This window comes from Paraburkholderia sp. FW306-2-2C-D06C, from assembly GCF_058781505.1.
On record NZ_JBYSWU010000007.1, the window covers coordinates 64,619 to 90,536 of the forward strand.

Below are 25,918 nucleotides of genomic sequence, written 5' to 3' on the forward strand. Positions count from 1 at the left end.
GACGGCGGTCGTTCTCACGGAATCGAAGACCTCAGCTCCCGGCGGACACGCGGCTCACTACGTGAGGCCATTGCCGACCTCGCTCACACATCAATGCATGGCCGGTTCCTCTCGCGCCGTGCGGCCGGTCCAGATCGCCTGACCGGCATACAACGCCAGCGCGCTCCAGATCATGCCGAATGCAGCCATCTGTGGCCCGCTCAGCGGCTCCTTGTACCAGCAGAACGCGAGAAAAAACTGCGCACACGGCGAAATGAACTGAACCAGCCCGAGCGTCGTCAACCGGATTCGCGTCGCGCCGACGGCGAATAATGTCAGCGGAATCGTGCTCACTGGACCGATGCTGACGAGCATAGCATTCACAGATGCCGGCTCCTGACCGAAACGCATTGTATTCGACGCGTCCAGCCAGCACAGATACGCCAGCGCGAATGGCGCGAGCATCACCGTTTCGAGCGCGAGCCCTTCGAACGCCCCGATGCTCACCATCTTGCGCAAGGCGCCGTAGACCGCAAAGGTCGATGCGAGAAACAGGCCGATCCAGGGCGCGCTACCCGAGGCCATCGCATGCACGGCGACGCCAGCCGCGGCGATCATGAATGCCGCCAGTTGCAGCGGCGCCAGACGCTCCTTGAAGAACAGCGCCCCCAGCAGCACGCTCAGCAATGGATTGATGAAGTTGCCCAGACTCGCCTCGCCGAGGTGCCCGGAGTTGACTGCGCCCGCATACACGATCCAGTTCGACGACAGCAGCGCGGCCGACACCGTACAGAGCAGCAGCACACGCGGATTCCTGATCGCGCGTACGATCGCCGCGCGCCGACCGGAGACAAGAACGTAACCGGCCATCGCGATGGACGCCCACAGTACCCGGTGCGCCATGATCTCGAATGGGCCGACCGCCTTCAAGGCCTTCAGGTAGACCGGATACACCCCCCAGAAAAGATAGGCGCTGACGACCAATGGCAGGCCATTCGTTTGTTCCTTCATGCTGCTCCAGAGCGATACGCCGAGCTGGAACGCATCGACGAAACGGTTATCATATATTTCATCGTGGATTATACAATGTATCGTTAATTTTGCGGAGCGCTGCTCTTATACAGGACGCGGTTCGCACCGCGCGGGCCGTTCCCCCGACGCCCCGCGCATTCCCCACTGGAAACCACGCTCATGTCCGTTTCGATCCAGATCCATGTGGCCGACTCGCACCTGTACCCAGGGTGCGCGCTCCGCATCGCACGCCTTCCCGATCCGCAGCAGGTGGCCGTTGCCATCGTTGAATTCGCCGACGGTTCGGGTGCGCACGCGACGTGTCATCGACGTGCGCCCGACGAACTCGCGTTAACAGTAGACGGCTACACCACGCAGAAACGCCATCGGGTGGGCACGAAACGGTGGCTGCTGCTGTCCCTCGATGCCGCCCGCGAAACATGGCGCGTCAAGCGGCGTCTTCCGTGAGCGTGCCGGCGCAGTTCAGAACTGATGCCGCAGCCCCAGCCGCGCCACCAGTTGTGCGGAACTGCTCGAGGTGCCGATCACGTGTGCCGGCACGCCCCCTCCCGTGTACTGGTAAAGGAGCTTCAGGTACACATCGGTGCGCTTCGAGAACATATAGTTTGTGAACAGGTTGATCTGGCTGTAATGCGGCCGGTTGCCGGTCGCAAGATAACCGACATCGCCCTGAGAGAACGTATAGCCGCCCGCCACCGAAACGGCGTTCGTAAAGTAATAGCGGCCCCACACCTGGTAGCTGTCAAAGCGTACGGAAGCGTCGGTGCCGTTGGCGTCGCCGAATTTCGTATTCGTGTATGCGAAGCCCAGCGTCGCGGTGCCGAACGTGTACGCACCGGTCGCGCCGATGATCTGTTCGTTGGCCGGTACCCCGACGAAACCGAATGGCCCTGATTCAGCCGGATTGATCAGATTGTTTGAGCCGAAATTGCCGTCGACGAACTGAGCGGCCGGATTCCGTGCATACAGATACGCAGCTGTCAGATAAACCGGCCCGTTGCTATACGATGCGCCGCCGGCGATCGTGCTCTGTTGCCCGAATGCGCCCGCCACACCGCCGAATGCATACATCCCTTCGACCGCGAAACCGCCGAACTTGCTGCTGAATGGACGTTGCAGGCTGGCGCCACCACGCCAGCCCATCGCACTACGGCGCGGACGCGCTCCGGTTGCGCTGCAGAAACGCCTTCGTGCGTTCGCGCTGGGGATTTCTGAAAATCTCGTCGGGCGGACCCTCTTCATGCACATTGCCGCCATCGAGGAAATAGATGCGCGACGAGACCTCGCGCGCGAACGCCATCTCATGCGTGGCGATGACCATCGTCATGCCGGCGCGCGCGAGGTCGGTCATCAGGTTCAGTACTTCGCCGACCAGTTCCGGATCGAGCGCCGACGTGATCTCGTCGAGCAGCAGCATCTTCGGTTCCATCGCCAGCGCGCGGGCAATTGCGACACGCTGCTGCTGGCCGCCCGACAAGCGGTCGGGATAGCAGTCCGCTTTCTTGTCGAGCCCGACACGGGCGAGTAGCGCCATCGCGCGCTGATTCGCTTCCGCCTTCGATACATGCAGCACGTGCCGCGTCGCAAAGCCGACGTTCTCCAGTACCGTCAGATGGGGAAACAGGTTGTAGCTCTGGAACACCATGCCGATGTTCCTGCGCACGAGATCGAAGTCGACGCCGAGGCCCGAGATCACTTCCCCATCGAACCAGATTTCACCGGAATCGATCTCCTCGAGGCCGTTGATGCATCGCAGCAGCGTGGACTTGCCACTGCCCGATCCGCCAATCAGACAGGCGATCTGATGTTCGTCGATCGAAATGCTGAGCCCGTTCAGCACGAGATTCGTCGCGTATTGCTTCTTGACGTCCACTACGTTGATGAGACTCATGGTCAATCCTTCGCCAGCACGGCCTTGCGGTAGCGGCTATTCAGATGGTCGGTGAAGCGGGTCAGTGGAATCGTGATCACGAGAAAGCACAGTGCGACGCCGGTATAAGGCGCGAGACTCGCGCTGTAACTCGAGACCGCCTGCGCGCGGTTGACTGAATCGAGGACCGACACGTTGCGGAACACGACCTTATCGATGCCCCACTGCTTCGCCATGGCGCGCGCCATCTCCCATTCGACGCCGCCGCTGATGTTTTCCGGATCGGTGCCGTTCATCCAGCCCGGATTGCCGACTTCGGTGGCAATCGTCAGCACGCCAGGCGTGACGGGCTTGAAGTCGCCGGGGGCGGCATTTGCCGCGGTCATGCACGCAGTACCCAGCAACAGCGCCGCCGCAGCAGCGCGTAAAACACGAGGAGCAATGGTCACAGCGATTTCCCTTTTGAAGGTCGATGAGAACAACGGATAACTAGATCAGATCGGTCACGGACACCTGCGTGGACGGCTGCGCGCGCGTGTCCCACCCGTCGAAGCGGCGGGCGGAGAAGGCATCGAGTTCAAGAAATGGACAGGCACCGGTGTCGATCAGCTCGGCAATGCCCATACCGACAGCGGACGCGACCTTGAAGCCCTTTTCGCTCGCACCGGCGCACACGATCAGGCCGCTGCAGCCGTCAACCCTTCCGTAGATGCCCTTGTAGTCGGGTGTAAAGCCGTCAACACCAGTCCAGGTGCGCGCCGCCACCGCGTCCCGCATCGCAGGAATACGCCGGGCAATACGCTCAAGGCCCCAGTCAATGGCTTTCAGGTCGACGTCGTCGGCCAGCGAATCGGGATCGATCGGCGCACCGTACCGATCGTCACGCATGGAGATCAGCGCAGTTTGGGCGCCATCGGGTTTGAACGCGGTATCGAAGGTCGCGTCCAGAAACATGGCGGCCTGCTGAACCGCCGGCGGCAGATATACGCGGCCGATCGTCAGCCGACGCGGCACGATGGGTAAGGCGACGCCCGCCGTCGCGGCAAGGGGGGCTGTCCAGGCACCGGCTGCCAGTACGACGGTGTCGGTGGCAATCGTGCCTTGCGGAGTCGCGACCCCGCTTATGCGGCCATTCCGGGTTTCGAGCGCGAGCGCGGGCGTGCGGGTCAGCAGTGTTACACCTGCGCGGCGGGCGCCTGCGTGCAAGGCGTCGGTCGCGAGGGCACCATACGCGTAGCCGGCGTCCGGCTCCCACGACGCCAGCGTGTCATCGCAGACGAGATGAGGCTGAAGGGCGCGCAGTTCCTGGCTGTCGACGACGCGCGCGCGTCCGCCGAGCCGGTTCACCATCGAGACGTTGGCGCGCACTTCGCCCGCCACGCTAGCGTTGTCGAGCCACAAAAAGCCCGACTGCACGAAGCCGCACGTGCCGCCGACGAGACTGTCCCAGTGGCGAAACACGGCAAGGCTGCGGATCGCCAGCGCAGCCTCAGGCTCGTTAGCGTGGTACTGACGCAGCAAACCCATGCCACGGCTCGACGCGCCGGCACCGGGAAACGCGCGGTCAAGCACGATCACATCGGTAATCCCCCGCTGTGCGAGATAGAACGCGGCCGCAGCCCCGTTGATGCCCGCGCCGACCACAACCACAGTTGCCTTCCCGCGACGCAGCTTGTCCATGTGAATTCCGAATATTTCGATCGAAGCCTGTGCGTGTCCGTGCCCCCTGGTCATGCTGTAGAGCGGGCGAATAAGCGTTTACTTAGCGAGCCAACGCGCGTCTGTAGCGCCCGAAACCGACAGGGTTATTGGATGCGATGAAATATACGAAGACATATATTGCGTGTCAACATCGGGAAACAACCGATACGGGGCGCGTCGGTAAGCGCCCCTTCTCGACCCGTTCACAGCAGTAGCGCATCAGTTCCACGCTTTGCGGCCAGTCCAGTATGAACAACGTTCGCTCGATGCGGCCCAGCCCAGCTCACGCAGAGCAACGGCCAGACCATTTTGACGTGGATAGCTGCCGAGCTTGCGCAGCATTAGCGAGGCAGTCACATTCGCCGGCGCCGGCACACTCAGCCTATACTTCATATCGACTGATGAATGCCGGGGCGATACCAGAGCGCCGTCTTCGTCGCCGACGGGCAGCCCCGGGCTGTCGGGCTTGTGACCACGGTTAATGGCTGCTTGCTCCTCAAGGCCTTAGCGCTGGTCCTCACCCATCCGTTCTTCTTTCAAGATCTCGCCCTCAAATTCAAGAGCCACTCGTCCCACGGAATGGCGATCGTGGCAGCCGCGCTGGAGGCCGTTTCGTGGCCTATGTGACGTGGCGCATTACCGGTCATCCAGCGGAGCCGCTGTTGCACTAAATGACGTTTGGTTTTCTCTCCTGCTGGGAATGATGTCGAACCCGACACGATGGAGGGCATCACATGAAAGATTTGACCCTTGAAAAACCGCCGATCCATATCACCGTCATAGCGATTGCTTACGTGATCTGCGGACTGTGGTACTTCAGTTGGCGCCTGACAGCTATCAACTGGCATCTACCGCTTTTCTCGATCCCGCTCTACGGCGCAGAACTATTCGGTTTCGTCACAGGCTTGCTGTACCTTTTGATGACCTATCGGTTAGCCGCACGGTCGGTGCCAACCCCGATACGCGGTGCTACCGTCGACGTGTTCGTGCCGACGTATAACGAGTCGGTCGAACTGGTTCGCCGCACGTTGCAGGCAGCGCAAAATATCGGGTATCCGCACCGGACCTGGTTGCTCGACGACGGCCATCGCGAAGAAATGCTGGTGCTGGCACGCGAACTCGGCTGCGACTACCTTGCGCGAAGTGAAAACAGTCACGCGAAGGCTGGCAATCTGAACAACGCCCTCAAACACAGCAACGGCGAATTCATCGCGATCTTCGACGCGGACCATGCGGCACGCAAGGATTTCCTCGACAAGACGCTGGGCTACTTTGCCGATCCGACAGTAGCGTTCGTACAGACGCCGCAAGACTTCTACAACGTCGATTCATTCAACCATCGCATGGGAGGGCGTCGCGTCTGGAACGAGCAGTCGCTCTTCTTCAAGGTTATCCAGCGCGGCAAGGATACGTGGAATGCAACCTTCTTCTGCGGTAGCTGCGCGGTGCTACGCCGCAGTGCGTTGGAAGCGATCGGCGGCTTTGCGACCGAGACGGTCACAGAAGATATCCACACGTCGATCAAGCTGCACAAGCAGGGATATCGCTCCGTGTACCAGCCGGAATCGCTTGCATTCGGCCTGGCCCCGCATAGCATCGACACCTACCTGCAACAGCGGATTCGTTGGGGCATGGGCGGTATGCAGGTGCTACGGCGCGAGCGCATTCTTTCCAGCCCTGGGCTGACGTTGGCGCAGCGACTGAACTACCTCGCGTCGATGCTCATTTACTTCGAGGGATGGCAAAAGCTCGTCTTCTTCATGACTTCGCCCGCGGTATTCTTCTTTGGCATCTTGCCAATCAGCGCGCCGATGAGCGAATTTCTGACCTATTTCCTGGCGTACTACGCGCTTTCTTCGCTGATGTACACGGAACTGGCACGGGGCTACGGCGCGCTGTTTCTGAGCGAGCAGTACGGCATGGTGCGATTCTTTGCATTCATGTTAACGACCGCTGGCCTGTTTCGCAGGAAGATCGGCTTCTCGGTCACCAGCAAGGAATTGTCACTTGCAGGCCGCGCCTGGCTCTGGCTATCGCCGTCGCTGATCGTTGCAGGACTGACCGCATCGAGCATTCCGGTCGGCCTCTACCGGATGGTTCACGGCACGTTACCGGTGGGTGCTGGCATCGCGAACGCTGTATGGGCGTGTGCCACGATCACAACCGCGAGTGTCATTGCATGGTTCAGTCATCATCGGGCGCAGAACCGGCGCACCGAATATCGTTTCCCATTGCATATACCAATGATGCTGACGCTGGACGGCAGGTCGTTTCCGGGTCTGTCGGAAGACCTTTCGGCAAGCGGCGCGCTTTACCACGGAGAAATTCCCGCCCAGTTGTCGCCTGAAAGCAGCCCTGAGGTCGAGATCCACCTGCCGAACCTCGTCATACGTACAAAGGCGAGTGTTACGTTCGTCGGAGGCGATCACGGCATCGCCAATTCTGATCGAACGATCGGATTGCGCTTTAGCTGGGCTTCGGCAGACCTGAGTCGCCCACTTGAGACGTTCCTGTTCGGCAGCAGTCTGCAATTCGAACAGGGAGGCGTGACCGACCAGCGGACAACCCTGTTGACGCGTCTTGCGCGCGGCACCCCCACCAGTACGAGTGTGCTGGGTGCGGGTACTTGTTGGGCGCCGGGATTCTTGATCCGGTCACGCGACGCTCATCCGGTACCCGTTGCCGTGGTGTCGGCGGTACGCGATACCGGCGACATGTGGTGGATCCTCAGCAATGGCGAACTCGACACGAGCCTTGAGGTATTTCTGCGCCAGCGCCGGGCGGGCAGCGAAACGACGCAGCGCGTCTCATTGAGTTCGAGCGGAAGTCTGGATACACCGACTGGGCAAATGCATCTATACAACGTCACGTCGCGTCATTCGCTGACGCTGCATAATCTCGGGAACGAAGATGACGAAAATCACGCCGATCAATCGAGCAATACCTCGCCGGCTGGCGATCGCAATCGCCGCTTGCGCCCTGCCATTTAGCCTGTCGGCGCTCGCAGGGCAGCCGTTGATATTTGCCGGCGCATCGATCGCCGAGCAAGGTGAACGCAACGAATACCTCGGCGGCACGGCACCATTTTTTTCCAGTCGCTTCCTGACCCAGCGGCTCGCGATCAGCGACTATTACTATCAGTACGGCACGAACGGAACGACCGTCAAGGTCAGGGGACAGGCAGTCGAGGCAGCCATGGGCGCGCAGGCCGCCTGGCAAGGCGGATGGGTTGAAGCATCGACCGGTCCGCGGTTTCGCGATAACCGCGTGACGCCGCCCGGTGCTAACGCGCGTGCCGACGGCAGCCAATGGGGGCTCGCGCTTGGTTTGCAGGGTGAGCAGCGTTTCGGTCAGGATTGGGCTTTTAACGGGATTGGTTCTTACACGATCGGACCGGCATCGTATTGGGGCCGAGCCCGCTTTCTGCATCGAACGTTCGGCGATGCGTGGGCCGGCGTCGAAGTGATCAAGCACGGCGACCCCGACTATCGGGCCACGCAAGGCGGCCTTGTGCTAACGGGCATCAAGATTGGCGAGAAGTTCGACATTGGATTCTATGCCGGCGTGAAGAAGACGAGCGGCCAGCCGCGTTCCTTTTATGGCGGCACCGAACTGACCAAGGGATTCTGACCCTGCGCTCCACAGCGTCTTTGTGCTTGCGACCTACAAATCCGATAAGGCCTTTGCGGATCAACGAGGTTAGGGCGCGTCGCCGAAACATGACGAATTCACGGGCAAGATGCCATTACAATCCAGCACTTCGATCCGACAACCGTGATTTGCGCCATGAGATACCTCCTTGCATCGATACTCGCGGCGGTCATCGCGGCCGCCAGCACGGCCGCGAAAGCCGAAACATCCGGTGGCGGCGAGACACCCAAACAGCAGTGCGCCATTGGGTATGTCACCGGCGTCGGTGGATCGGCACAGAGCGTTCGTGAATACCTTGCGACCCCCGACAGAGACAAATATCGCTACCTTGCAGACAACCCGATCCAATGCCGGGTCTCCGACGAGGGTCGCACGTCTGCCTGTACCGGCATCACAAGCCTTCGGCATGAAAAAGTCAGCGTGTACGACGACATCGACAGTGCGACGATGGCCGTGGTCGCGCGCGTGGAACTCGACCGGGGGACATACCCGGCGATTATCGTTGTGCGAAAGCAGGATGTGAAATGCGAGGAGTGAATGCGCTCACGGCGCTAACCGATGACGATTCTGTCCTCAGCACGGCATCCGGCTGTCATTTGGCGAATCTGCAGCTTTGCACAGCGCTGCTCCGTCCGGCTCCGTGAACCGTGTCTCCAGGGCGTCGTCTTTGCTTGCTCGAAGCATTGCTGCGACCAGCACACCAAAGCACGCGCCAAAGAACCCTCCCACTCCAAAGCCAAGTAAGAATTCCATCGTTTCCCCCGTTGCAATTGATTGCAGGATAGAAACCAACCGTTCATTCGCTGTCGGTGAGGGGCGCACGCTCGAAATAACGCACCCTGCGCAGCACTATCCTGATACCCCGAGCGCACCACACCGCCAATGTCGACCGCGATCACGCCGCGCTGATAGCGCTCGCGGTTGCAGCCTTTCAATCGTCGCGCGTGACGCGAGAGACTAAATGACAAGGATCACGCTGAGGACGCGAGACGTATTTTCGTTTCCCGCCCTGCAGGAAATGCGAATGACGCGTTGCCGGCCTGGTGACGAGTTCATCCAGAGCGTCATCGAACGGGTTTGTTGCGTCTGTGGTCTGACGCGGCGATAAGAAACGGATTGCTGAGCCGCCATGACGGCAGCCGGCGTGTATGGACATAGTTTCCCCCCCGGTTCGCGTATTGCCTTTTTACGGCTTGTGCTGCTCTATTGAATTTGCTCGATGCAGCGTCTTGATGGTCTGTAACGTGCCGATGCAAATAGCGGGCCACCCCCGATTTCATCGAGTCCGGCATTAGAGGCAGACGCGGCGGCAGTTTCTCCAATACCCCATACCGGCACAAACGTTTCAATCCTGTAACGCTCCTGAGCGAAAACGGCGGTACCCAACCTGTCGACTTCGACGCTCTGGCAGTCCGGCGTTTGTTGCAGCGGGCGAGTGAGGGCGGTGCTCATCCGCGTCATGGATGCACGCGCCGAAAACGTTGCAAAAATGAAAAGGTGCACTGCCGCGAGCGCTGAGTTCCCTACGGCTATCTGGAAGCGTGCTCACCCGCTTATCCGCCCATCGCGCCGACTTTATCGATCTGTTGCGGCCCCGTCGCCGGACACTCGCCACCGCTAGACAGATCGCGACAGCGCAGTTATCCGGTGCTCAATTCATGCCGGTTTCCCCGACGCGATGGCACGCCACGAGTCTCGCGTCATATTTGCGCAACTCCGGCATCGATTTGGCGCATTCCTGTGTTGCATGAGGGCAGCGAGTGTGGAATGCACATCCCGAAGGCGGGTTGATCGGAGACGGTAGCTCTCCCTGCAACTCGACTTTCTGGCGACGGGCCGCAGGTTCGAGTTTTGGCGTCGCTGCCAGCAATGCCCGGGTATAAGGATGGCACGGTGCAGAGAAGATCCGCGACTTGTCGCCGAACTCGATGACGCTACCGAGATACATGACCATGACCTGGTCGGCTATATGTTCGACCACGGTCAGATTGTGGGAGATGAAGACATAACTGACGCCCACTTGCTGCTGCAGATCCATGAAGAGGTTCAATATCTGCGCCTGTATCGAAACATCGAGTGCCGAGACCGGCTCGTCCGCCACGATGATGTCCGGCTCGGCGACAAGCGCGCGGCCAATGGCAACGCGCTGCCGCTGCCCACCTGAGAGCATGTGCGGATAAAGACCGGCGCAATCCATGTGCAGACCCACCTGGCTCATGATCTGCGCGAGCCGGGCGGCACGTTCGCTTGCGCTGGAAATCCCGCTGGCCGACATCGCCGCCGTCAAGGTCTGGCCGATCGTCTTGCGCGGATTCAGCGATGCAAGCGGATTCTGGAAGACCAGTTGCACGCGCTGACGGAGCTTGCGCCAGGTGTTTCTGTCGGCGAGACCGGCATCGTGGCCACCAATCTGCAAACTGCCCGACGTCGGCGGCTCTATCATCGTAAGCTGGCGTGCAAGCGTCGATTTCCCGCAGCCGGATTCCCCGACGACGGCCAGCGTCTTGCCGCGTTCGAGCATGAACGACACGCCGTTCAATGCCTTGACGACGCTGGTGCCGACCATCCCGCGACGAACGCGATAGTGCCGGGTGAGACGGTCCGCCACCATCACCACGGCTTTTCCATTAGCGTGCTGCTGCATGATGTTCCTTGCTTTGTTGAGGCATTCCGGCCGGCGTGCCGAGCACGCACCGGACCTCGGTGGCCGCGTCGATATGCGTCAGTTCCGGATGAGCGACGCGGCACGCATCAGTTGCCGCCGCGCATCGCGGCGCGAACAGGCAGCCGCCCGACGGGCCTCGCCGTAACGGCATGTTGCCCGGCAGCGCCGTCATCCGTCCGTCGCGCGCGCGCTCGGGAATCGCGCCGAGCAGCGCGCGCGTGTACGGATGGCGCGGCATCTCGAAGGTGCGTAGCACCGGCCCGGTTTCGATCACCTCGCCCGCGTACATGACCGCGACGCGATGCGCGATTTCCGCGACGACAGCAAGATCGTGTGAAATCAGCACCAGTCCCATCCGGTACTCGCGCTGCAATTCTTCGAGCAGGCGCATCACCTGCGCCTGCACCGTGACGTCGAGCGCGGTGGTGGGTTCGTCGGCGATCAGCAGCCTGGGCTTGCATGCGATCGCCATCGCGATCATCGCGCGCTGATTCATGCCGCCCGACAGTTCGTGCGGATAGGCGTCGCGACGTTTTTTCGCGTCGGCGATGCGCACCTGATCCAGCAGTTCGAGAATCCGTGCGTCCAGCGCGGCGCCGCGCAGATTGGTGTGCTGGACCAGGATTTCACGGATCTGATAGCCGATCGTCAGGCTCGGATTGAGGCTCGTCAGCGCGTCCTGGAAGATCATTGCGATCTCCTTGCCGACGATCTTGCGCCGCATCGCCGGCTTCGCGTGCAGCAGATCGACGCCGCCTACGGTAATCTCGTCGGCGGTTACGACACCGGGCGCATCGATCAGGCCCATTGCGGCCATCATCGTGATGCTCTTGCCTGAGCCGGATTCGCCGACCACGGCCACCACCTCGCCACCCGCGATATCGAAATCGACGTGATTGACCGCCTGGCTGTCGCCGAACCGGACCGCGAGATTCCTGATTCTCAAGAGGTCGGTCATGCGCGTGTCACCGGTTTGAGCTTCGGGTCGAGCGCGTCGCGCAAACCATCGCCGAACAGGTTGACGGACAGCACCGTAACCAGAATCGATAAGCCCGGCATCGTCACGATCCACCACGCGCTGTCGATATAGTCGCGTGCGGACGCGAGCATGTTGCCCCATTCGGCCTGCGGCGGCTGCACGCCGATGCCGAGAAAGCCGAGCGCGGCGGCGTCGAGGATCGCAGCAGAAAAGCCGAGCGTCGCGTGAACGATCAGCGGCGCGGCGCAGTTCGGCAGGATCTGCGAAAACATGATGCGCAACGCGCCCTCACCGCTGACGCGCGCCGCGATGACATACTCTTTTTGCGTTTCCGCCAGCGCGGCAATGCGCACTAGCCGGACATAACCGGGCAGACAGATGACGGAGATCGCGAGCACCGTGTTCTGAAGGCCGGGGCCGAGCACCGCGACCACGGCGATCGCCAGCAGCAGCGACGGCAGCGCTTGCAGCACGTCCATCATGCGCATCAGCGGTGCGTCGAGCCATCGTGGGTAATACGCCGCGAACAGACCGAGCGCGATGCTCGGCAACAGCGAGAGCGTCACCGACGCAAGGCCGATCCCAAGGCTGATGCGCGCACCGAAAATCAGGCGCGAGAGGATGTCGCGTCCTGCCTCGTCGGTGCCGAGCAGAAATTGCAGACTGCCGCCGTCCGACCACGCGGGCGGAATCTTGATGTGATCCCTGAACTGTTCGACGGGGTTGTGTGGCGCGATCCACGGCGCGCACAGCGCGAGCAGCGCCAGCATGGCGAGTACGGCGAGCGCCGCTGTCGCGGCGCGATTGCGCGAGTAGAGCCGCCACAGTTCGAGCAACGCGCGGCCGCCGGCGAAGTGGGCACGCTTGCCCGTGCGCAAGGCGATGACGGTGGTATCGGACATTATCGTGAATTGACGAGACGGGGATTGATCAGGCGGGACGCAACATCGACCAACAGATTGACGGCGACGACCAGCACCGCGCCGAGCAGGATGCCGCCCTGTATCACCGGGTAATCGCGCGCGCTCACGGCATCGACCAGCCATTTGCCGATGCCTGGCCACGAGAACAGGGTTTCCGTTAGCACCGCGCCGCCGAGCAGGCCGCCGACCTGCATGCCGACCACGGTGACGACCGGAATCAATGCGTTACGCAGCACGTGAACGACGATCACGCGCACGGGCGTCAGGCCTTTGGCTTTCGCGGTGCGGATATAGTCCTCGCGCAACACTTCGAGAATCGACGAACGTGTCATCCGCGCAACGACCGCAAGCGGAATCGTGCCGAGTACGACGGTGGGCAGGATCAGGTGACGCAAGACCGATCCGATGGTCGCCGGATCGCGCGACAGTACGGAATCGACCAGCATGAGATTCGTGACCGGCGTCAGGTCGACCTCCAGGCCGATTCGCCCCGACACCGGCGTCCATCCGAGCTTCACCGAAAACAGCATGATGAGAACGAGTCCCCACCAGAAGATCGGCATCGAATAGCCAGTCAGCGCCGTGCTCATGACCGCGTGGTCGAGCCATGAGCCGCGCCTGAGCGCCGCGGCAATCCCGGCAACCAGCCCGACCGCGAGCGCGAACGCGATCGCGCAGACCGACAGCTCGAGCGTCGCGGGAAAGCGCATGCCGAAATCATGGATCACGCTATCGCCCGACTTGAACGAATGTCCGAGGTCGGCATGCAGCAGGCGCTGGAGATAACGGAAATATTGCGTCGCCAACGGCTCGTCGAGTCCGAGCTGATGCAGGGCGGCCGCGTGTGCGGCGGGATCGGCGACATGCTCGCCCATCATCACATCGACCGGATCGCCGGGAAGCAGGTGAATCAGCACGAAAGCCAGCAACGTGACGCCCAGCAGCGTCGGCACCAGTCCGAGCAGGCGGGTGACAAGGAATTTCAGCACAGACGGTCTCCAGCGAAAAACGCGCGCAAGTCTCCACTGACGGTCGTGCAACTGCACGACCGTCATCCGGTGAAAGCGTGACACGGAAGGTTTGCCGGACGCGGTTAGCGGATCGACACGGCCCCGAAGTTCACGCGGCCAAACGGACTGACGTGATAGCCATCGACATTCGGACGCGTGATCGCGGCCACCAGCGGATGCGCAAGCGGAATCCAGAGCGCCTGATCGTGCGCGATCTTCTCGGCGCGGTCGTAGTCCTGCGCGCGAACCGACGCGGTACTGGTCGCCTTGCCGCTCGCGATCGACGCATCCAGCGACGCATCGCAATAACGCTGGAAATTGGTGCCGCCCTTCACCGCGTCGCACGAGAACAGCGGCGACAGGAAGTTGTCCGGATCGCCGTTGTCGCCGGCCCAGCCCATGAACAGCAGGTCGTATTGCCCCTGCTTGATTTCATGAAGCAGCTCGCCCCACTCCAGCGTCTTGATCCGCGCGTCGATGCCTACCTTGGTGAGGTCGGCCTGAAGCAGTTCGGCGCCCACCTTCGGATTCGGATTGAGCGTGCTGCCAGTCGAGCGGGTCCAGATCGTCAGGCTCAGTCCATTCGCCATGCCCGCCTGGGCCAGCAGCTTTTTCGCGAGCGCGGGATCGTACGCATAGCCGGTCTTCGCCTCCGTGCCGCTGGGATACGGATCCGTCGCCGGGACTGCGCTGGTGCCGAACAACGTCTTCACGTACGTATCGCGATCGAAGGCCAGATTGATCGCGCGGCGCACCGCCGGATTATCGAGGCCGTGACGCTGCGTATTGAGCGCGACGAACGCCGTCATAAAACCCGGCACGTCGAGTACTTTTAGCGACGGGTCCTTGCGCGCCGACGCGACATCGTCCGGCTTCGGTGCGAGCGCGATATCGCATTCGCCTGCCTTGACCCGTTGCGCGCGCACGGTCGGATCGGGCGTGATCGCGTAGATCAGTCCGTCGACCTTGGGCTTCGGTCCCCAGTAGTCCGGGTTCACCGTGTAGCGGATCGTCGCGTCCGGCCGATAGCTCTTCAGGACGAACGGGCCCGTCGATACCGGTTTGGCGTTCAGGTCTGCAATCGCGTTGGTCTTCAGCAGTTGCGCAAGATATTCGCTCGAATAGATCGACGCGAAACTCATCGTGAGGATCGGCAGGAAGGTCGCATCAGGACGGTTGAGGACGATGCGCACCGTCAGCGGATCGACCTTGTCGACCGACTTGATCAGCTTCGTGATCTGCATCGACTGCACGTTCGGCATTACCACCGTCGGCAACGCCTTGCGCCATGCGTTGTCCGGATTCAGCATCCGGTCGAACGTGGCGATCACGTCGTCGGCGTCGAATGTCCGGGTCGGCTTGAAGTAATCGGTCGTCTGGAAATGGACCTTGGGACGCAGATGGAACGTGTAGACCGTGCCGGACTGACTGACGTCCCAACTCTGCGCGAGCGCCGGCTGCACGGTGCCGGTCGCATCGTCGTACGTGACGAGCCCGTTGAAAATGACATCAGCGGATGCATTCGTGATGGTCAGCGTGCTGTAACGCACCGGATCGAATCCTTCCGGGCTGGCTTCGGTGCAGACGACCAGCGGCTTCGCAAAGGCGCTCGCAAGCGGTAAGACCATGAGCAACGCAATAGCGGAGAATCGCAATTTCATTGGATGTTTCTCGTTTGATTTGACCTCGGCCGCGACACGCGTGTCGGCGGCCGAGGCCCGGCACAGGTTCAATCAGAAGTTCAGAAGTTGTGGGTGATACCGACGCGCAAGTTGGCTTGCGTCTGCGTGCTCGACGGGGCGAACGCATAGCCGATCACCGCATTCACGCCGCTCGAGGCGCGGAGGTAGCCCGCCGACGTGTAGATCCGCGTACTCTTCGACAGACTCTCGTAGAGACCGACCGACAGTTCGTTCCAGTGATGATGCTCGAAGGTCGTGTACTGGTAGCCCGAGCGGAGCGCCAACGCAGGCGAGAGCTGATACGCGCCGCCGGCTTCGTACACGTGCATGAAAGACGACACATTGCCATTGGCCGACGTGACCTTGGTCAGGGTCGTGTTGGCCTTGATCGTGAGCTTGTCGAAGCGGTAGCTCGCGCCGATCCCGCCCGTATCGAGGTGGCTCACGGTCAGTCCTGTGCTCGAATACAGCGACGTGCGCTGACCGGTCGAACTGCTGACCCTGGCGGTCGTGGTGCCAAGGAACGACGACAGGCCGAGCGCATCGTACGGATCGATCGTCGTGCTGTTCAGCTGCGAGTAAGCCGCTGCCGCACTGAACGCGCCCGCCGCGTAAAGCACGCCGGCACTCCACGCGGAACCGGTGTGGAAGCTGCCGGCCGTATTGCTGAACGAGTACATCGCGCCCGCGCTAAGGCCGTTGAAACTCTTGCTCGCGAACTTGACCGCATTGATCATCGTGTCGCCGCTCATGCGGTCGAGGTCGCCGAGGTGAATCGCGTAGCCGTCGCCGTCCTGACTGATGTTATAGCGGGACGTGTAGTCGTTGATGAAGTCGTATTGCCTGCCGAGCGTCAGCGTGCCGAGCCAGTTGCTCAATCCGACCAGCGCGGTTTTGCCGAACATGTAGCTGCTGCTGGGCTTCGAGCTGCCATCGGTAACGCGAAAACCGGAGCGAAGGTCGAATATCGCCTGCGAGCCCCCACCGAGGTCTTCCACACCGCGCAGCCCCCAGTAGTTGCTGAACACGACGCCGCTGTCCATCTTGTATTCGTGTTGCCCTCCCGTGTTCGTGATATAGCTCACCCCGTTGTCCATCCGCCCATAGAGCGTCACGCTGTTGTCCGCTCGCGCCGCCGATGTTGCCAGCATCGCAGTCATGCCTAAAGCTCCAAACCCGAATAAGAATCTTGATTTCATGTGCGGTATTTTAATGTTGGATCCCATAGAAGCCAGACCGGAACCAGTGTGATGCCGCAATGCGCTGCGCACCGGGTTCGGAGCTGCATTCCCGTTCGTCGGGGAACGGAATCACTGTATCGCGGGGCGGGTAGAAGAAAAAACTAAAACCCTTCGTTCATATCGATCAATTTGAAATAACGTTCTATATTGGCCAGTCATTAAGAAAGGTAGCATCCACTTGATGCATCGAACAAAGCGGTTAATTCTTACCCCCGATTACATACCTTACTTATGTGCCAGCTCCTTGCTCTTAGTTGCGCTGAACCGACCGATGTGACCTTTTCCTTCACGGGATTTGCGGCTCGAGGCGGTCTGACCGATCACCACGTGGACGGATGGGGAATCGCGTTTTATGAGGAGCGGGCATGCCGGTTATTCATCGACGACAAACCCGCTTGCCGATCCCCCATGGCGGAGTTCGTGAAGCGTTATCCGATCAAATCGCGCAATGTCATCGCGCACATCCGGAAGGCCACGCAGGGCGGCGCCAGTGCTGAGAATTGCCATCCGTTCATGCGTGAACACAACGGACAGCAATGGGTGTTCGCGCATAACGGTGATCTGCAGGAGCGAAACTGGCGGGTGCCGGGTCCCTACGCGCCGGTGGGAACAACCGATAGCGAATCGGCCTTTTGCACGATCATGAATGTGATCCACGAGCGTGGCATCGATCGGGATACCACGCCGGACGAACTGTTCGACGTAGTAGAGGACATGACTCGCAAGCTGAATCAGCATGGAATTTTCAACTTCCTGCTGTCGAACGGACAGTCGCAGTTTGCCTACTGCTCCACGCGACTCGCCTACGTGATGCGTCGCTGGCCGTTCTCAAGCGCGAGACTCGTCGATGCCGATCTGTCGGTCGACTTCTCCGCTTATGCGACCTCGGAAGACTGCACGGCAGTCATCGCGACGACACCACTCACCGATGAAGCATGGACCACCTGCCAGCCAGGCGATCTGCTCATGTTTCGCGGAGGTGCGCTGGTCAGACGCGCACACGTCCCAGTGCCGCCTCAGGTACTTGCTACCTCGCGATATGCGCCATCTGAGGTATCGTCCGCCAGCTGACTTGCTGGCCGTCGAGCCCAGCTGACGCCGGTAACACGCGCGGGACTGTTCACAAACGAGGAACTGGTTGGCGAAGCGCTTGCTCCACTGCGCGACCAGGTGGTGATTGCTACCAAGTTCGAATTCAAACTCGATCCCACGGGGGAGCGTCCTTTCCTCGGGCTACATAGCCGACCGGAACGCATCAGGCAGGTTGCCGAAGATTCGCTTAGGGGTAAGGCGATGTCTGGAGTTTCAGAAGATTCGAGGGCGGCTTTTACGGATACCCGGAACGCCTCTGCGCCTGTCTCCGCGCAAGTGCGCGTCGAGCAGGCTTCGAGCGTTTCGAAGCAAATGGCATAACTCTTGCGCTAAGTCCTTCCCGCAGGTCATCGCGACTGGATTTAGCTCGCTTCGAGCTCGCGACATTACAAAATTATTTCGGGGTTCGGGGATTTTCACAATGACAATTATCAAACGTCTGGTCTTGACGCTGTCGGTCGCGCTGATGGCGCTGATCTTTACCGGCAGCTACGGCCTATGGCAGCTCTACCAGGCGCAGCAACGCTTTGAGTCCGTGCAGACCGGCGCAATTCCCGGCATGAAGGATCTGGACGCGGCCAAGTCGGCAATGACGGCTTCGCGCATTGCGGCCTTCCGCCATGTCATGTATCCCGACAGCGCCACCAAAGCCGCGATAGAGAAGGTGATGAACGAGGTGGACGCGAAGTTCGACAAGACGATCGCGGCCTACGAAAAAAACGACATCGCAGATGACACCGATCGCAGGATGACCGATGCCGACAAGTCGAACATGGCCGCTTATCGCATCGAAAGAGAGAAGTTTCTTGCGCGATCACGTGCCGGCGACCTGGATGGCGCACGCGCCGCGTTGGCGACCGATGGCCCGCTAGTGGCCGCGGCGGCAGCGGTGACGAAGGGCATCGAAGATCACGTCGATTACCGGATCAAGCTCAGCGACGCGATGCGCAGCGTCAATACGGCGGCCTATTCGCGAGCGTTCGGTATCCTGTTGGCGGTCGTCGTTGCGGCGCTGTTGATAGCCGGTGCAATGGCTATGCGCCTGTTCCATACGATCCGTAATGGTCTTGCCGGCATTCGGAACACCCTCCAGCATGTCAACCAGTCGCTTGATCTGTCGCAGCGTGCACCGTTCGAGAGGATGGATGAAATCGGCGAGACCGCGACCGCCTTCAACAATCTGTTGACCCGCGTGGGCGAAGTGGTGGGTACGGTTCGCACATCGACCGAGTCTGTCACTGTGGCATCGAAAGAGATCGCAGCAGGCAACACTGACCTTTCTGCGCGCACGGAAGAACAGGCGGCTTCGCTCGAGCAAACCGCGGCCAGCATGACACAGCTGACCGAAACCGTGAAGCAGAACGCCGACAATGCGCGGCAGGCAAATGCGCTGGCGACGCGGGCTACCGATATGGCCGATGCCGGCAACGAAGCGGTGCAGGGCATGGTCGGGACCATTGAAAAGATCAGCGGCAGCTCCAGCAAGATTTCGGAAATCACGGGCGTGATCGAAGGCATCGCGTTCCAGACCAACATTCTCGCGCTCAATGCTGCCGTAGAGGCCGCCCGCGCCGGCGAGCAGGGCCGCGGCTTTGCCGTGGTCGCGAGCGAGGTGCGCAGCCTGGCTCAGCGCTCGGCAGCGGCGGCCAAGGAGATCAAGGAGTTGATCGGCTCTTCAGTGGCGATGATCCAGGACGGCGCGCAGCAGGCGACGGACGTCAGCGCCACCATGGGAGGAGTGAAGCAGGCGATCAAGCAGGTTTCCGATATCGTCGGCGAGATTGCGGCGGCCTCGGAAGAGCAGAGCCGAGGTATCGAGCAGGTCAATCAGGCAGTCGGCCAGATGGACGAAGTCACGCAGCAGAATGCGGCGCTGGTCGAACAGGCCGCCGCCGCTGCGCAGTCCCTCGAAGAGCAGGCGACGAGCCTGAGCGGGGCGGTATCCGTGTTCAGGCTGGCCGACACAGGTCCGTCAGTGTCGCGCATGGTCATGCCGGAGCCGCCGCCGCGCATGCCCGCACGGAAGGCGCCAAAGATTCATACGCAACCGAAAGCCGCTGGGCAGCCGGGCCGTGCGGCGACAGGTGCCGCCACCGTTGCGTCGACGGACGTGGCAGCCGAAACGTGGGAGACGTTCTGATGGAAGCAATGTCCACGAATGCCGCCGACGATCTTCTGAAGTCGTGGGCGAACCTCGCGGTATCGAGCACGGTGTCGTTTTTTTATTTGATTTGTGAACACACGAGAAACTGGCGCGAGCGGGACGCGTTTTTTATATAGGTAAACGATGAAATCTTGGTCGATGGCGGCCGTTGCCGCCCTTGTTGCTGTCGCAGCGGCGTCCGGTGCCGCGCGGGCGGAGGAATCCCCGCTGTCGGGGTCGTGGCGTTTGGTCTCCTACGAGGTCGAATCCAAAGACACTGGCGGCAAGATCGCAGCCATGGGCGAGCACCCGAGCGGTCGCGTAATCTTCACCGCGGACCACCGGGTGGCGTTCGTGTTGACTGGCGACGGGCGCAAAGCCGGAAAGAGCGACGCCGACAAGACGGCTCTGTTGAACACCTTGGTGGCGTACACCGGCATCGAGCGCACTGAAGACAATCAGTGGTGCACCAAGGTTGAGGCCGCCTGGAATCCCGAGTGGGTCGGCACGACACAGTGCCGGGAGTTCCACGTCGCCGGCGACCGTCTGGAGGTGCTGACCCCATGGCGACAGATGCCGAACTGGCCCGGCACCACGCGGTCCATCATTACCTTCGAGCGCGACAACTAAGTCTCCTCGACCTGCGACGCCGGCACGCGTTCCTGCCATCATCCGCAACTCGGGCTACCCTGTCTGCGGCTGCGCTCTCGCGCGCGAAGTCGCGTGCATCGTCGGGCACCATGCGCCCGTCCGTCGTTACAGATAGCTGCAGACGTAGTCGAGTGTTTCGATCACGTCGATATCGAAGCGACTCTTGCCGGCCACCGAGAACGACTCGCCCGCGCCATACGTCTTCCACTCGTCACTGCCTTCGAGGCGGATGCGGCATTGGCCGGCCTGCACCTCCATGAGTTCCGGCGCGTCGGTGCCGAAGTTGAGCACGCCGGGCAGGATCACGCCGAGCGTCTTGCGCGTGCCGTCGGCGAAGAGAACGGTGTGCGAGACACACTTGCCGTCGAAGTAGACGTTGGCTCGTTTGATAATGGAAACCTGATCGAATTGCGTTGCGGCCGTCATGGCGGTCTTCCTCTGGGTCATCGTGAATGGGCGAGTTGGCGCCGCGTAGCGGCAGCGGGCGGTGCGCGATCTGCGCGGGCTTTCGGTCCGGCGCCGCCGCCATCATACAGGCTGTCGGCGGCGCCAGTCGGTGACTCAAAGCCGCATCACGGCAAACCTTGCAGCACTAAGCCATCAATAGCAGCTAGCGTGCCGCATCACCTTCTGTTCGAGCAAACAGGAAGCAAGAAGCCGTGAGGCAGCCAATACATCGATACGTGGTAATCGATGCACAAGCTGCCTCACGTGCATTGGTTGGTGCAGTTCAACTACCAGGAAAACTGAGCGACTCGAAACCTCACTCCCGCCGCTTCTTCTTCAACTCGATAGTCTCAAACAACTCATAGGTCTGGGTCGGCGTTTGATCCGCACCCGGCGCGTGGTAGTAATTCATCGTGATCGTGGTGTGGCCGCCCGGATGCCCCGGATCATGATCGAACACCGCGATGCCGTAGCCCGTCCCGGTATCCCGTTGCGCCGACCAGATCGCATCCTCCACGGCATCCGCGCTGGCACGCGCGAACGTGCCAGCCGTCGTTCCAGGAGCCGCACGATTCGGCCGCGTGAAAATACGCGCCTGCGGCAGCCCGGTACCGAGGTCCACGCCATAGACATCGAGCGGCGCGCTCGTCCCGCCGCCGCCGAGAATCAAATGAATCGTCCCGTGGCTCGTATCGAACGACGTCGCCCCCGCTGCCGCCGGCACAACCGGCCGCGGCTGCAATGTGTCCACCACCCGCCCCGTGGCGATGTCGGTACCCTTGTTGTGATTGCAACCGCGAACGGGATAGCTGCGCTCGTAGTCGTGGTCGTGACCGCACAGCACCAGGTCCACGCCATAGCGGTCGAACAGCGGCAGCCACGCTTCGCGGATGCCCTTATCAGACCCGTTGCCGGTCTTCGATGAACTCAGTGCGTCCTGATGCATCTGGACAACGATCCAGTCGACTTCGTCGTCTTCAGCCGCGTGGCGCAATGTCTTCTCGAGCCAGTGCGTCTGCTCGCCGCCGCTATATCCGCGGATATAGAACGACGTGCCCGGCTGAATCGGCGGATTACCGGTGCTCGCCGCGGGCACCAGCGGATTCGGGCCGGCGACGAACGCCGCCGCATCCTGATAGACCACGTCATCCGCATCGAGCGAGATGAACAGCACCGAACTGACGCGGAAGCTGTACCAGCGGCCCTGGAAACGCGTGTGATTCTCGGGCAGCGTGTAGCGCGCGAGATAGGACGAGAGGCCCTGTTCGCCGTTGTGAAATTCGACCTCGTGATTGCCCGGGCATGGCATCCACGGCCGGTTCGACGCGGAAGTCTGGCAGTTGTTGCCGAAATCGCGCCACACGTCCGGCTGATGCGTCGGATTCAGATTGGCATAGCAGAGGTCGCCATTGAGCAGGTGGAACAGCGGCTCAAAACGCTCGACCGCCTGAACCGCGAAGCGGCTTTGCGGCGACGACAACACCCAGCCGGTATTGGGCGTCGCGAGATCGCCGTAGCTCGTCCAGCGAAATGGCGCGCGGCCTCGCGGCGCAGTGCGAAAGCTCGCGGTGAAAGGCTGGGCCGCGTTGCTGTCGTTGTCGGCGCTCACCTCGTACTCGTAGCTCGCATCGGCCTTCAGACCATGCAGACGCGCGTGATAGGTGAACACAACTTCGCCGTTGAGGCCATCGGTATACGTGCTTTGCACGCCGTGCACCGTCGTTCTCGCCTCGCCAGCGCGGCCGAAGCGCACCCGCGGGTTGACCGCCTGCGCCAGCGACGCCCACGACACCGTGACCTCCCTGGTCGGATCGTTGCCCCATGTCAGGTGGATCTGCTCCGGCGTGCCGTCGGGTGTGCCGTTCGCGGCGCGCGCCATCGATGAAAAACTGCCCGCGGCCGTAGCGAGACTGGATGCGCCGGCCAACTTCAAAAACCCACGGCGCGAGACGGTGGCGGCCTGATCGGACGGCGAGGTGTCAGCGGTTTTCCTGTTCGACATATCGGTGTTTTTTGGACGGTAGTGGACGGACGCCAACGCGTACGCCAATCGCACGGTGCTATGTGAGCCGCGCGTGCAATGCTGAACCAGGGCGTGACGGACGTGACCAGTCATCCTAGTCGCGCAGCGATGACAGGGCGATGAAACGTACACGTCCGGATAGGGAGGGCGCCTTCACACGAGAAACATCGCACACAGTGCACTGGCTGCGCTCATCAACGCCATCGCGCAACCTGTCGGCCACGGTGTTTTTGCATCAGTCCGCGGACGTACGTTGGCAGTTGTGCGTCATCAGGTCCTGAGGCGTTTTGGGAAGCATCCGTTCCGCCAGAACATCAGACGTGCGGGTTGATGACCTGCGGCTGCTCCACGGATACAAGCCAGTTCGCGACGCTGGCGACGAGCGCGTCGACGTCTTCGAACACCTCTGCCCCGCTCACCTGCGGTGCGCCGGGCAGGGTAAAGACAGGCTTTTTCCACTGCAGGCCAAGCGCCATTTCGGACAGCGTGCCCAGCCCGCCGCCTACCGCGATCAGACAGAGCGAGGCGCGCGCAATCAGCGCATTACGCGTGATCCCCATTCCGGTCGGCAGCGCTACGGAGAGAAACGGGTTGGCCTCGCTGGCATCGTCCTCGGGCAACAGTCCGATCACGATGCCGCCCGCGCGCGCAGCACCAAACGCTGCCGCTTCCATCACCCCGCCTTTGCCGCCGCAGAGAATCGCCATGCCGGTGCCCGCCAATGCATAACCGAGGCTTCTTGCCGCCTGCAGTTGTTCCGCCGTGGCCTCCCGCGGTCCGATCAATCCGATCGGCATCGCGTGACGCGTCGGACCTGTCTGACGGATCGCCAGTCTCTGCAGCGCCAGATAAGCGGCGTTGGACCATTCAGTGTTGTCGTTGCCGTGCAAGGCATTCCCCCAGCGCCAGAACACTCGTACAGACGGCCATCAGCACCAGCGAAAGCGCGGCGGCCTGCGGAAAATCCGTTTGTCCATCGGAAAGTTTCAGGTACATCAGTAGCGGCAGGATGTTGATCTGCGTCCCGGCGAGCGCGAGCGCGGTACCGTAGGTGCCCAGCGCAATCGACGTGACGAGGCACCACGCCGAGGCGATCGACGGCCACAGTTCCCGCAACGCCACGTCGAAGAGCGCCCGCAGCGGCGTCGCGCCCAGCGTCAGCGCAGCTTCGATGGGGCGGCGGTCCAGGTTGGCAAGCGCCGGATAAAGCATCAGCGCAACGCGTGGAATCAGGTAGTACGCATAGGCCGCGACCAGACCCGCGGTCGTGTAGATCAGCGCCCCGACCGTGGCCGGGTCGGCGCCCATGCGTGCGAAGACACTCGTCACAAAGCCGGCACGGCCAAAAGCAAGAATGAACCCGTACGCAATCACCAGCCCGGAAAACGCCAACGGCACACCAAGCAGCGCCAGCATCCAGCCGCGCCGCTGCGGCGGTTGCCCAGCCAGCGCCATCGCGAGCGGCAGCCCCACCATCAGCGACACGGTGCCGGCGGCGAGCGCCAGCGCCAGCGAGTGTCCGAGCGCACTGACCACCAGCGGGTCACGGGCCAATCGGACGAAGGCCGCACCGTGCCCCTCGCCCGCCGACACCAGCAATGCGCCGAGCGGCAACGCAAAGAACAGGGCGAGGAGCAGGCCTGCCGGGACGGCGCCGAAGCGGCGCGCGAGCCCTTCGTTCATCGAGGATGCACCCATCTGCCGCCCCTTATTTCGCGAGCGCGGCCTGCGCCCACAACTGGTCGACTTCAGCCTTCTTCGCCGCGGCCTTGACCACGTCGAGCGGATGCACCTGCGGCACGTCCGGCATCTTCGCGCGCATCTCCGCCGAGAGCTGCACGTCAGGCACAGCAGGACGCACGTAACCTTGCGCGAACAGCGCCTGGCCGACGTCGCTCATCACCAGGTTCAGCCAGAGCCGCGCCGCGTTCGGATTCGGGCCGTCCTTCACGAGGCTGATGGCGTACGGTGCGGACACCGTCGCTTCCTTCGGGATCACCACCTCAGCGGCGTCGCCCATGCCGTCGGTGTACTTCGCTTTCAGGCCGTCGTTTTCGTAGCCGATGAGGATCGGAATCTCGCCCTTGACGAACTTCGCATACGGCGTGGTGCCTTCGACGCGCATCACGTTGCCCGCTTCGCGCAACTTGCCGAAAAAGTCGGTGCCTGGCTTCGGATTGTCGACGCTGCCGCCGAACGCATAAGCCGCCGCGAAGACCGCAACCTGGCCCTGTCCAGTCGAACGCGGATCCAGATAGACCACCGAGTTCCGGTACTCGGGCTTGAGCAGATCGGCCCAGCCGTGCGGCACATTCTTCACCAGCTTGCGGTTGACCAGAAAGGCGATGTTCAGCGAATGGACCGTGAACCAGCGGCCATCGCGCTCGCGAAACACCGGCGGCAGTTTGTCGAAATTGAGCGGCTTGAACGGCGCCACCACGTCCTTGTTGACGGCGTCCAGCGCGGACGCGGCGAAGTAATACGCGGTATCGGCCTGCGGACGCCGCCGGGACTTGTCCAGCGCAACCACGGTCGCCGCCGACCCGATATCGTTGTACGTAATCTCGACCTTCGGATAACGCTTTCTGAATTCGGCGAACAGCGCCTTCCAGTTGGCCCATTCGGGACCGGTGTCGAACGAGACGACTAGGCCCTCGTCCGCGGCCTTCGCGTACAGCGCGTCTTCTCCGGAATAAAGGGGCGCCGCCGGCGCGGCGTGAGCGCCAGACACGGCAGTCAGCGCCGACAGCGCGCAAACGAATCCGGCAACACGGCGGACGCGCGACAAAAGACTAAACCCTGCAAACATTGTGGTTCTCCGTCAAACAA

The 25,918-nt window shown here is 61.7% G+C and carries 23 protein-coding genes and 2 pseudogenes; 8 read left to right on the top strand and 17 right to left on the bottom strand.

All coding sequences use genetic code 11. The annotated features are described in order from the left end of the window. Positions 1-90: 90 nt before the first annotated feature. Positions 91-990: an EamA family transporter RarD gene (rarD, locus tag AC3WLT_RS07370; RefSeq protein WP_492591241.1), complete on the bottom strand. Its 900-nt coding sequence runs from the start codon at positions 988-990 to the stop codon at positions 91-93. 180 nt (positions 991-1,170) lie between these two features. On the opposite strand from rarD, the gene AC3WLT_RS07375 reads away from it, so the two are divergent. Then, complete coding sequence (locus AC3WLT_RS07375; RefSeq protein ID WP_492591242.1) at positions 1,171-1,458, top strand: hypothetical protein; 288 nt, start codon at positions 1,171-1,173, stop codon at positions 1,456-1,458. Between the two features lie 15 nt (positions 1,459-1,473). Here the strand turns inward: AC3WLT_RS07375 and AC3WLT_RS07380 are convergent, their stop codons facing one another. The 5 genes and pseudogenes from AC3WLT_RS07380 to AC3WLT_RS07400 form a co-directional block, all read right to left on the bottom strand. Next, the gene (locus tag AC3WLT_RS07380) at positions 1,474-2,154 is read right to left on the bottom strand and encodes a porin (RefSeq protein ID WP_492591243.1); all 681 of its coding nucleotides are present in this window, start codon (positions 2,152-2,154) and stop codon (positions 1,474-1,476) included. Positions 2,155-2,158: 4 nt separating this feature from the next. After that, entirely contained in the window at positions 2,159-2,902 is a 744-nt protein-coding gene (locus tag AC3WLT_RS07385) for an amino acid ABC transporter ATP-binding protein (RefSeq protein WP_492591244.1), read from the bottom strand. A 2-nt stretch (positions 2,903-2,904) separates the two neighbouring features. Beyond that, on the bottom strand, positions 2,905-3,330 hold the full coding sequence (locus tag AC3WLT_RS07390) for a hypothetical protein (RefSeq protein ID WP_492591245.1): 426 nt from the start codon (positions 3,328-3,330) through the stop codon (positions 2,905-2,907). A 40-nt stretch (positions 3,331-3,370) separates the two neighbouring features. Next, on the bottom strand, positions 3,371-4,561 hold the full coding sequence (locus AC3WLT_RS07395; protein ID WP_492591246.1) for an NAD(P)/FAD-dependent oxidoreductase: 1,191 nt from the start codon (positions 4,559-4,561) through the stop codon (positions 3,371-3,373). A gap of 208 nt (positions 4,562-4,769) precedes the next feature. Then, positions 4,770-4,939, bottom strand: a pseudogene (locus AC3WLT_RS07400) (Tn3 family transposase); the annotation flags it as partial. 377 nt (positions 4,940-5,316) lie between these two features. Between AC3WLT_RS07400 and AC3WLT_RS07405 the strand changes: the two are divergent. The 3 genes from AC3WLT_RS07405 (at position 5,317) to AC3WLT_RS07415 (ending at position 8,770) form a co-directional block, all read left to right on the top strand. Then, positions 5,317-7,572 carry a glycosyltransferase family 2 protein gene (locus tag AC3WLT_RS07405; protein WP_492591247.1) on the top strand — a complete coding sequence of 752 codons (2,256 nt, stop codon included), beginning with the start codon at positions 5,317-5,319 and terminating at the stop codon, positions 7,570-7,572. Continuing rightward, positions 7,493-8,212 (top strand): cellulose biosynthesis protein BcsS, encoded by a 720-nt coding sequence (bcsS, locus tag AC3WLT_RS07410; protein WP_492591248.1) that lies wholly within the window; start codon positions 7,493-7,495, stop codon positions 8,210-8,212. Before AC3WLT_RS07405 ends, bcsS begins: the two co-directional genes overlap by 80 nt. A 156-nt stretch (positions 8,213-8,368) precedes the next feature. Next, positions 8,369-8,770, top strand: coding sequence for a hypothetical protein (locus tag AC3WLT_RS07415; RefSeq protein WP_492591249.1), 402 nt, complete (start codon positions 8,369-8,371; stop codon positions 8,768-8,770). Positions 8,771-9,884: 1,114 nt separating this feature from the next. Here AC3WLT_RS07415 and AC3WLT_RS07420 read toward each other — a convergent pair. The 6 genes from AC3WLT_RS07420 to AC3WLT_RS07445 form a co-directional block, all read right to left on the bottom strand. Continuing rightward, on the bottom strand, positions 9,885-10,877 hold the full coding sequence (locus AC3WLT_RS07420; protein WP_492591250.1) for a dipeptide ABC transporter ATP-binding protein: 993 nt from the start codon (positions 10,875-10,877) through the stop codon (positions 9,885-9,887). Beyond that, positions 10,861-11,856 (bottom strand): ABC transporter ATP-binding protein, encoded by a 996-nt coding sequence (locus tag AC3WLT_RS07425; RefSeq protein ID WP_492591251.1) that lies wholly within the window; start codon positions 11,854-11,856, stop codon positions 10,861-10,863. Before AC3WLT_RS07425 ends, AC3WLT_RS07420 begins: the two co-directional genes overlap by 17 nt. Further along, positions 11,853-12,779 carry an ABC transporter permease subunit gene (locus tag AC3WLT_RS07430; RefSeq protein ID WP_492591252.1) on the bottom strand — a complete coding sequence of 309 codons (927 nt, stop codon included), beginning with the start codon at positions 12,777-12,779 and terminating at the stop codon, positions 11,853-11,855. Before AC3WLT_RS07430 ends, AC3WLT_RS07425 begins: the two co-directional genes overlap by 4 nt. Beyond that, positions 12,779-13,789: an ABC transporter permease gene (locus AC3WLT_RS07435; RefSeq protein ID WP_492591253.1), complete on the bottom strand. Its 1,011-nt coding sequence runs from the start codon at positions 13,787-13,789 to the stop codon at positions 12,779-12,781. Before AC3WLT_RS07435 ends, AC3WLT_RS07430 begins: the two co-directional genes overlap by 1 nt. Positions 13,790-13,893: 104 nt before the next feature. Continuing rightward, positions 13,894-15,471 carry an ABC transporter substrate-binding protein gene (locus tag AC3WLT_RS07440; RefSeq protein ID WP_492591254.1) on the bottom strand — a complete coding sequence of 526 codons (1,578 nt, stop codon included), beginning with the start codon at positions 15,469-15,471 and terminating at the stop codon, positions 13,894-13,896. An 80-nt stretch (positions 15,472-15,551) separates the two neighbouring features. Beyond that, on the bottom strand, positions 15,552-16,652 hold the full coding sequence (locus tag AC3WLT_RS07445) for a porin (RefSeq protein ID WP_492591255.1): 1,101 nt from the start codon (positions 16,650-16,652) through the stop codon (positions 15,552-15,554). A 312-nt stretch (positions 16,653-16,964) separates the two neighbouring features. Between AC3WLT_RS07445 and AC3WLT_RS07450 the strand changes: the two genes are divergently transcribed. The 4 genes and pseudogenes from AC3WLT_RS07450 to AC3WLT_RS07465 all read left to right on the top strand — a co-directional run bounded on the left by AC3WLT_RS07450 (position 16,965) and on the right by AC3WLT_RS07465 (position 20,598). Continuing rightward, a complete protein-coding gene (locus tag AC3WLT_RS07450) occupies positions 16,965-17,804 on the top strand; it encodes a class II glutamine amidotransferase (protein ID WP_492591256.1) in 840 nt (279 codons plus the stop codon). 54 nt (positions 17,805-17,858) lie between these two features. Next, positions 17,859-18,017 (top strand): annotated as a pseudogene (locus AC3WLT_RS07455) (aldo/keto reductase); the annotation flags it as partial. A gap of 229 nt (positions 18,018-18,246) precedes the next feature. Next, a complete protein-coding gene (locus tag AC3WLT_RS07460; RefSeq protein ID WP_492591257.1) occupies positions 18,247-19,965 on the top strand; it encodes a methyl-accepting chemotaxis protein in 1,719 nt (572 codons plus the stop codon). A 147-nt stretch (positions 19,966-20,112) separates the two neighbouring features. After that, positions 20,113-20,598: a lipocalin-like domain-containing protein gene (locus tag AC3WLT_RS07465; protein ID WP_492591258.1), complete on the top strand. Its 486-nt coding sequence runs from the start codon at positions 20,113-20,115 to the stop codon at positions 20,596-20,598. A 126-nt stretch (positions 20,599-20,724) separates the two neighbouring features. Here the strand turns inward: AC3WLT_RS07465 and ppnP are convergent, their stop codons facing one another. The 5 genes from ppnP to AC3WLT_RS07490 all read right to left on the bottom strand — a co-directional run bounded on the left by ppnP (position 20,725) and on the right by AC3WLT_RS07490 (position 25,898). Then, positions 20,725-21,045: a pyrimidine/purine nucleoside phosphorylase gene (ppnP, locus tag AC3WLT_RS07470; protein WP_492591259.1), complete on the bottom strand. Its 321-nt coding sequence runs from the start codon at positions 21,043-21,045 to the stop codon at positions 20,725-20,727. 337 nt (positions 21,046-21,382) lie between these two features. Continuing rightward, positions 21,383-23,068: a purple acid phosphatase family protein gene (locus AC3WLT_RS07475; RefSeq protein WP_492591260.1), complete on the bottom strand. Its 1,686-nt coding sequence runs from the start codon at positions 23,066-23,068 to the stop codon at positions 21,383-21,385. Between the two features lie 335 nt (positions 23,069-23,403). After that, entirely contained in the window at positions 23,404-23,886 is a 483-nt protein-coding gene (locus AC3WLT_RS07480; protein ID WP_492591261.1) for a TIGR00725 family protein, read from the bottom strand. A 70-nt stretch (positions 23,887-23,956) separates the two neighbouring features. Next, positions 23,957-24,787 carry an ABC transporter permease gene (locus tag AC3WLT_RS07485; protein WP_492591262.1) on the bottom strand — a complete coding sequence of 277 codons (831 nt, stop codon included), beginning with the start codon at positions 24,785-24,787 and terminating at the stop codon, positions 23,957-23,959. Between the two features lie 10 nt (positions 24,788-24,797). Further along, positions 24,798-25,898 carry an extracellular solute-binding protein gene (locus AC3WLT_RS07490; RefSeq protein WP_492591263.1) on the bottom strand — a complete coding sequence of 367 codons (1,101 nt, stop codon included), beginning with the start codon at positions 25,896-25,898 and terminating at the stop codon, positions 24,798-24,800. Positions 25,899-25,918 lie beyond the last annotated feature (20 nt).

Excerpts from the sequence above, each read along its gene's own strand:
- rarD (WP_492591241.1), bottom strand. The coding sequence starts at position 990 with ATGAAGGAACAAACGAATGGCCTGCCATTGGTCGTCAGCGCCTATCTT.
- AC3WLT_RS07375 (WP_492591242.1), top strand. The coding sequence starts at position 1,171 with ATGTCCGTTTCGATCCAGATCCATGTGGCCGACTCGCACCTGTACCCA.
- AC3WLT_RS07380 (WP_492591243.1), bottom strand. The coding sequence starts at position 2,154 with ATGGGCTGGCGTGGTGGCGCCAGCCTGCAACGTCCATTCAGCAGCAAG.
- AC3WLT_RS07385 (WP_492591244.1), bottom strand. The coding sequence starts at position 2,902 with ATGAGTCTCATCAACGTAGTGGACGTCAAGAAGCAATACGCGACGAAT.
- AC3WLT_RS07395 (WP_492591246.1), bottom strand. The coding sequence starts at position 4,561 with ATGGACAAGCTGCGTCGCGGGAAGGCAACTGTGGTTGTGGTCGGCGCG.
- AC3WLT_RS07405 (WP_492591247.1), top strand. The coding sequence starts at position 5,317 with ATGAAAGATTTGACCCTTGAAAAACCGCCGATCCATATCACCGTCATA.
- bcsS (WP_492591248.1), top strand. The coding sequence starts at position 7,493 with ATGACGAAAATCACGCCGATCAATCGAGCAATACCTCGCCGGCTGGCG.
- AC3WLT_RS07415 (WP_492591249.1), top strand. The coding sequence starts at position 8,369 with ATGAGATACCTCCTTGCATCGATACTCGCGGCGGTCATCGCGGCCGCC.
- AC3WLT_RS07420 (WP_492591250.1), bottom strand. The coding sequence starts at position 10,877 with ATGCAGCAGCACGCTAATGGAAAAGCCGTGGTGATGGTGGCGGACCGT.
- AC3WLT_RS07425 (WP_492591251.1), bottom strand. The coding sequence starts at position 11,856 with ATGACCGACCTCTTGAGAATCAGGAATCTCGCGGTCCGGTTCGGCGAC.
- AC3WLT_RS07430 (WP_492591252.1), bottom strand. The coding sequence starts at position 12,779 with ATGTCCGATACCACCGTCATCGCCTTGCGCACGGGCAAGCGTGCCCAC.
- AC3WLT_RS07440 (WP_492591254.1), bottom strand. The coding sequence starts at position 15,471 with ATGAAATTGCGATTCTCCGCTATTGCGTTGCTCATGGTCTTACCGCTT.
- AC3WLT_RS07445 (WP_492591255.1), bottom strand. The coding sequence starts at position 16,652 with ATGACTGCGATGCTGGCAACATCGGCGGCGCGAGCGGACAACAGCGTG.
- AC3WLT_RS07450 (WP_492591256.1), top strand. The coding sequence starts at position 16,965 with ATGTGCCAGCTCCTTGCTCTTAGTTGCGCTGAACCGACCGATGTGACC.
- AC3WLT_RS07460 (WP_492591257.1), top strand. The coding sequence starts at position 18,247 with ATGACAATTATCAAACGTCTGGTCTTGACGCTGTCGGTCGCGCTGATG.
- AC3WLT_RS07465 (WP_492591258.1), top strand. The coding sequence starts at position 20,113 with ATGAAATCTTGGTCGATGGCGGCCGTTGCCGCCCTTGTTGCTGTCGCA.
- ppnP (WP_492591259.1), bottom strand. The coding sequence starts at position 21,045 with ATGACGGCCGCAACGCAATTCGATCAGGTTTCCATTATCAAACGAGCC.
- AC3WLT_RS07475 (WP_492591260.1), bottom strand. The coding sequence starts at position 23,068 with ATGTCGAACAGGAAAACCGCTGACACCTCGCCGTCCGATCAGGCCGCC.
- AC3WLT_RS07480 (WP_492591261.1), bottom strand. The coding sequence starts at position 23,886 with ATGCCGATCGGATTGATCGGACCGCGGGAGGCCACGGCGGAACAACTG.
- AC3WLT_RS07485 (WP_492591262.1), bottom strand. The coding sequence starts at position 24,787 with ATGGGTGCATCCTCGATGAACGAAGGGCTCGCGCGCCGCTTCGGCGCC.
- AC3WLT_RS07490 (WP_492591263.1), bottom strand. The coding sequence starts at position 25,898 with ATGTTTGCAGGGTTTAGTCTTTTGTCGCGCGTCCGCCGTGTTGCCGGA.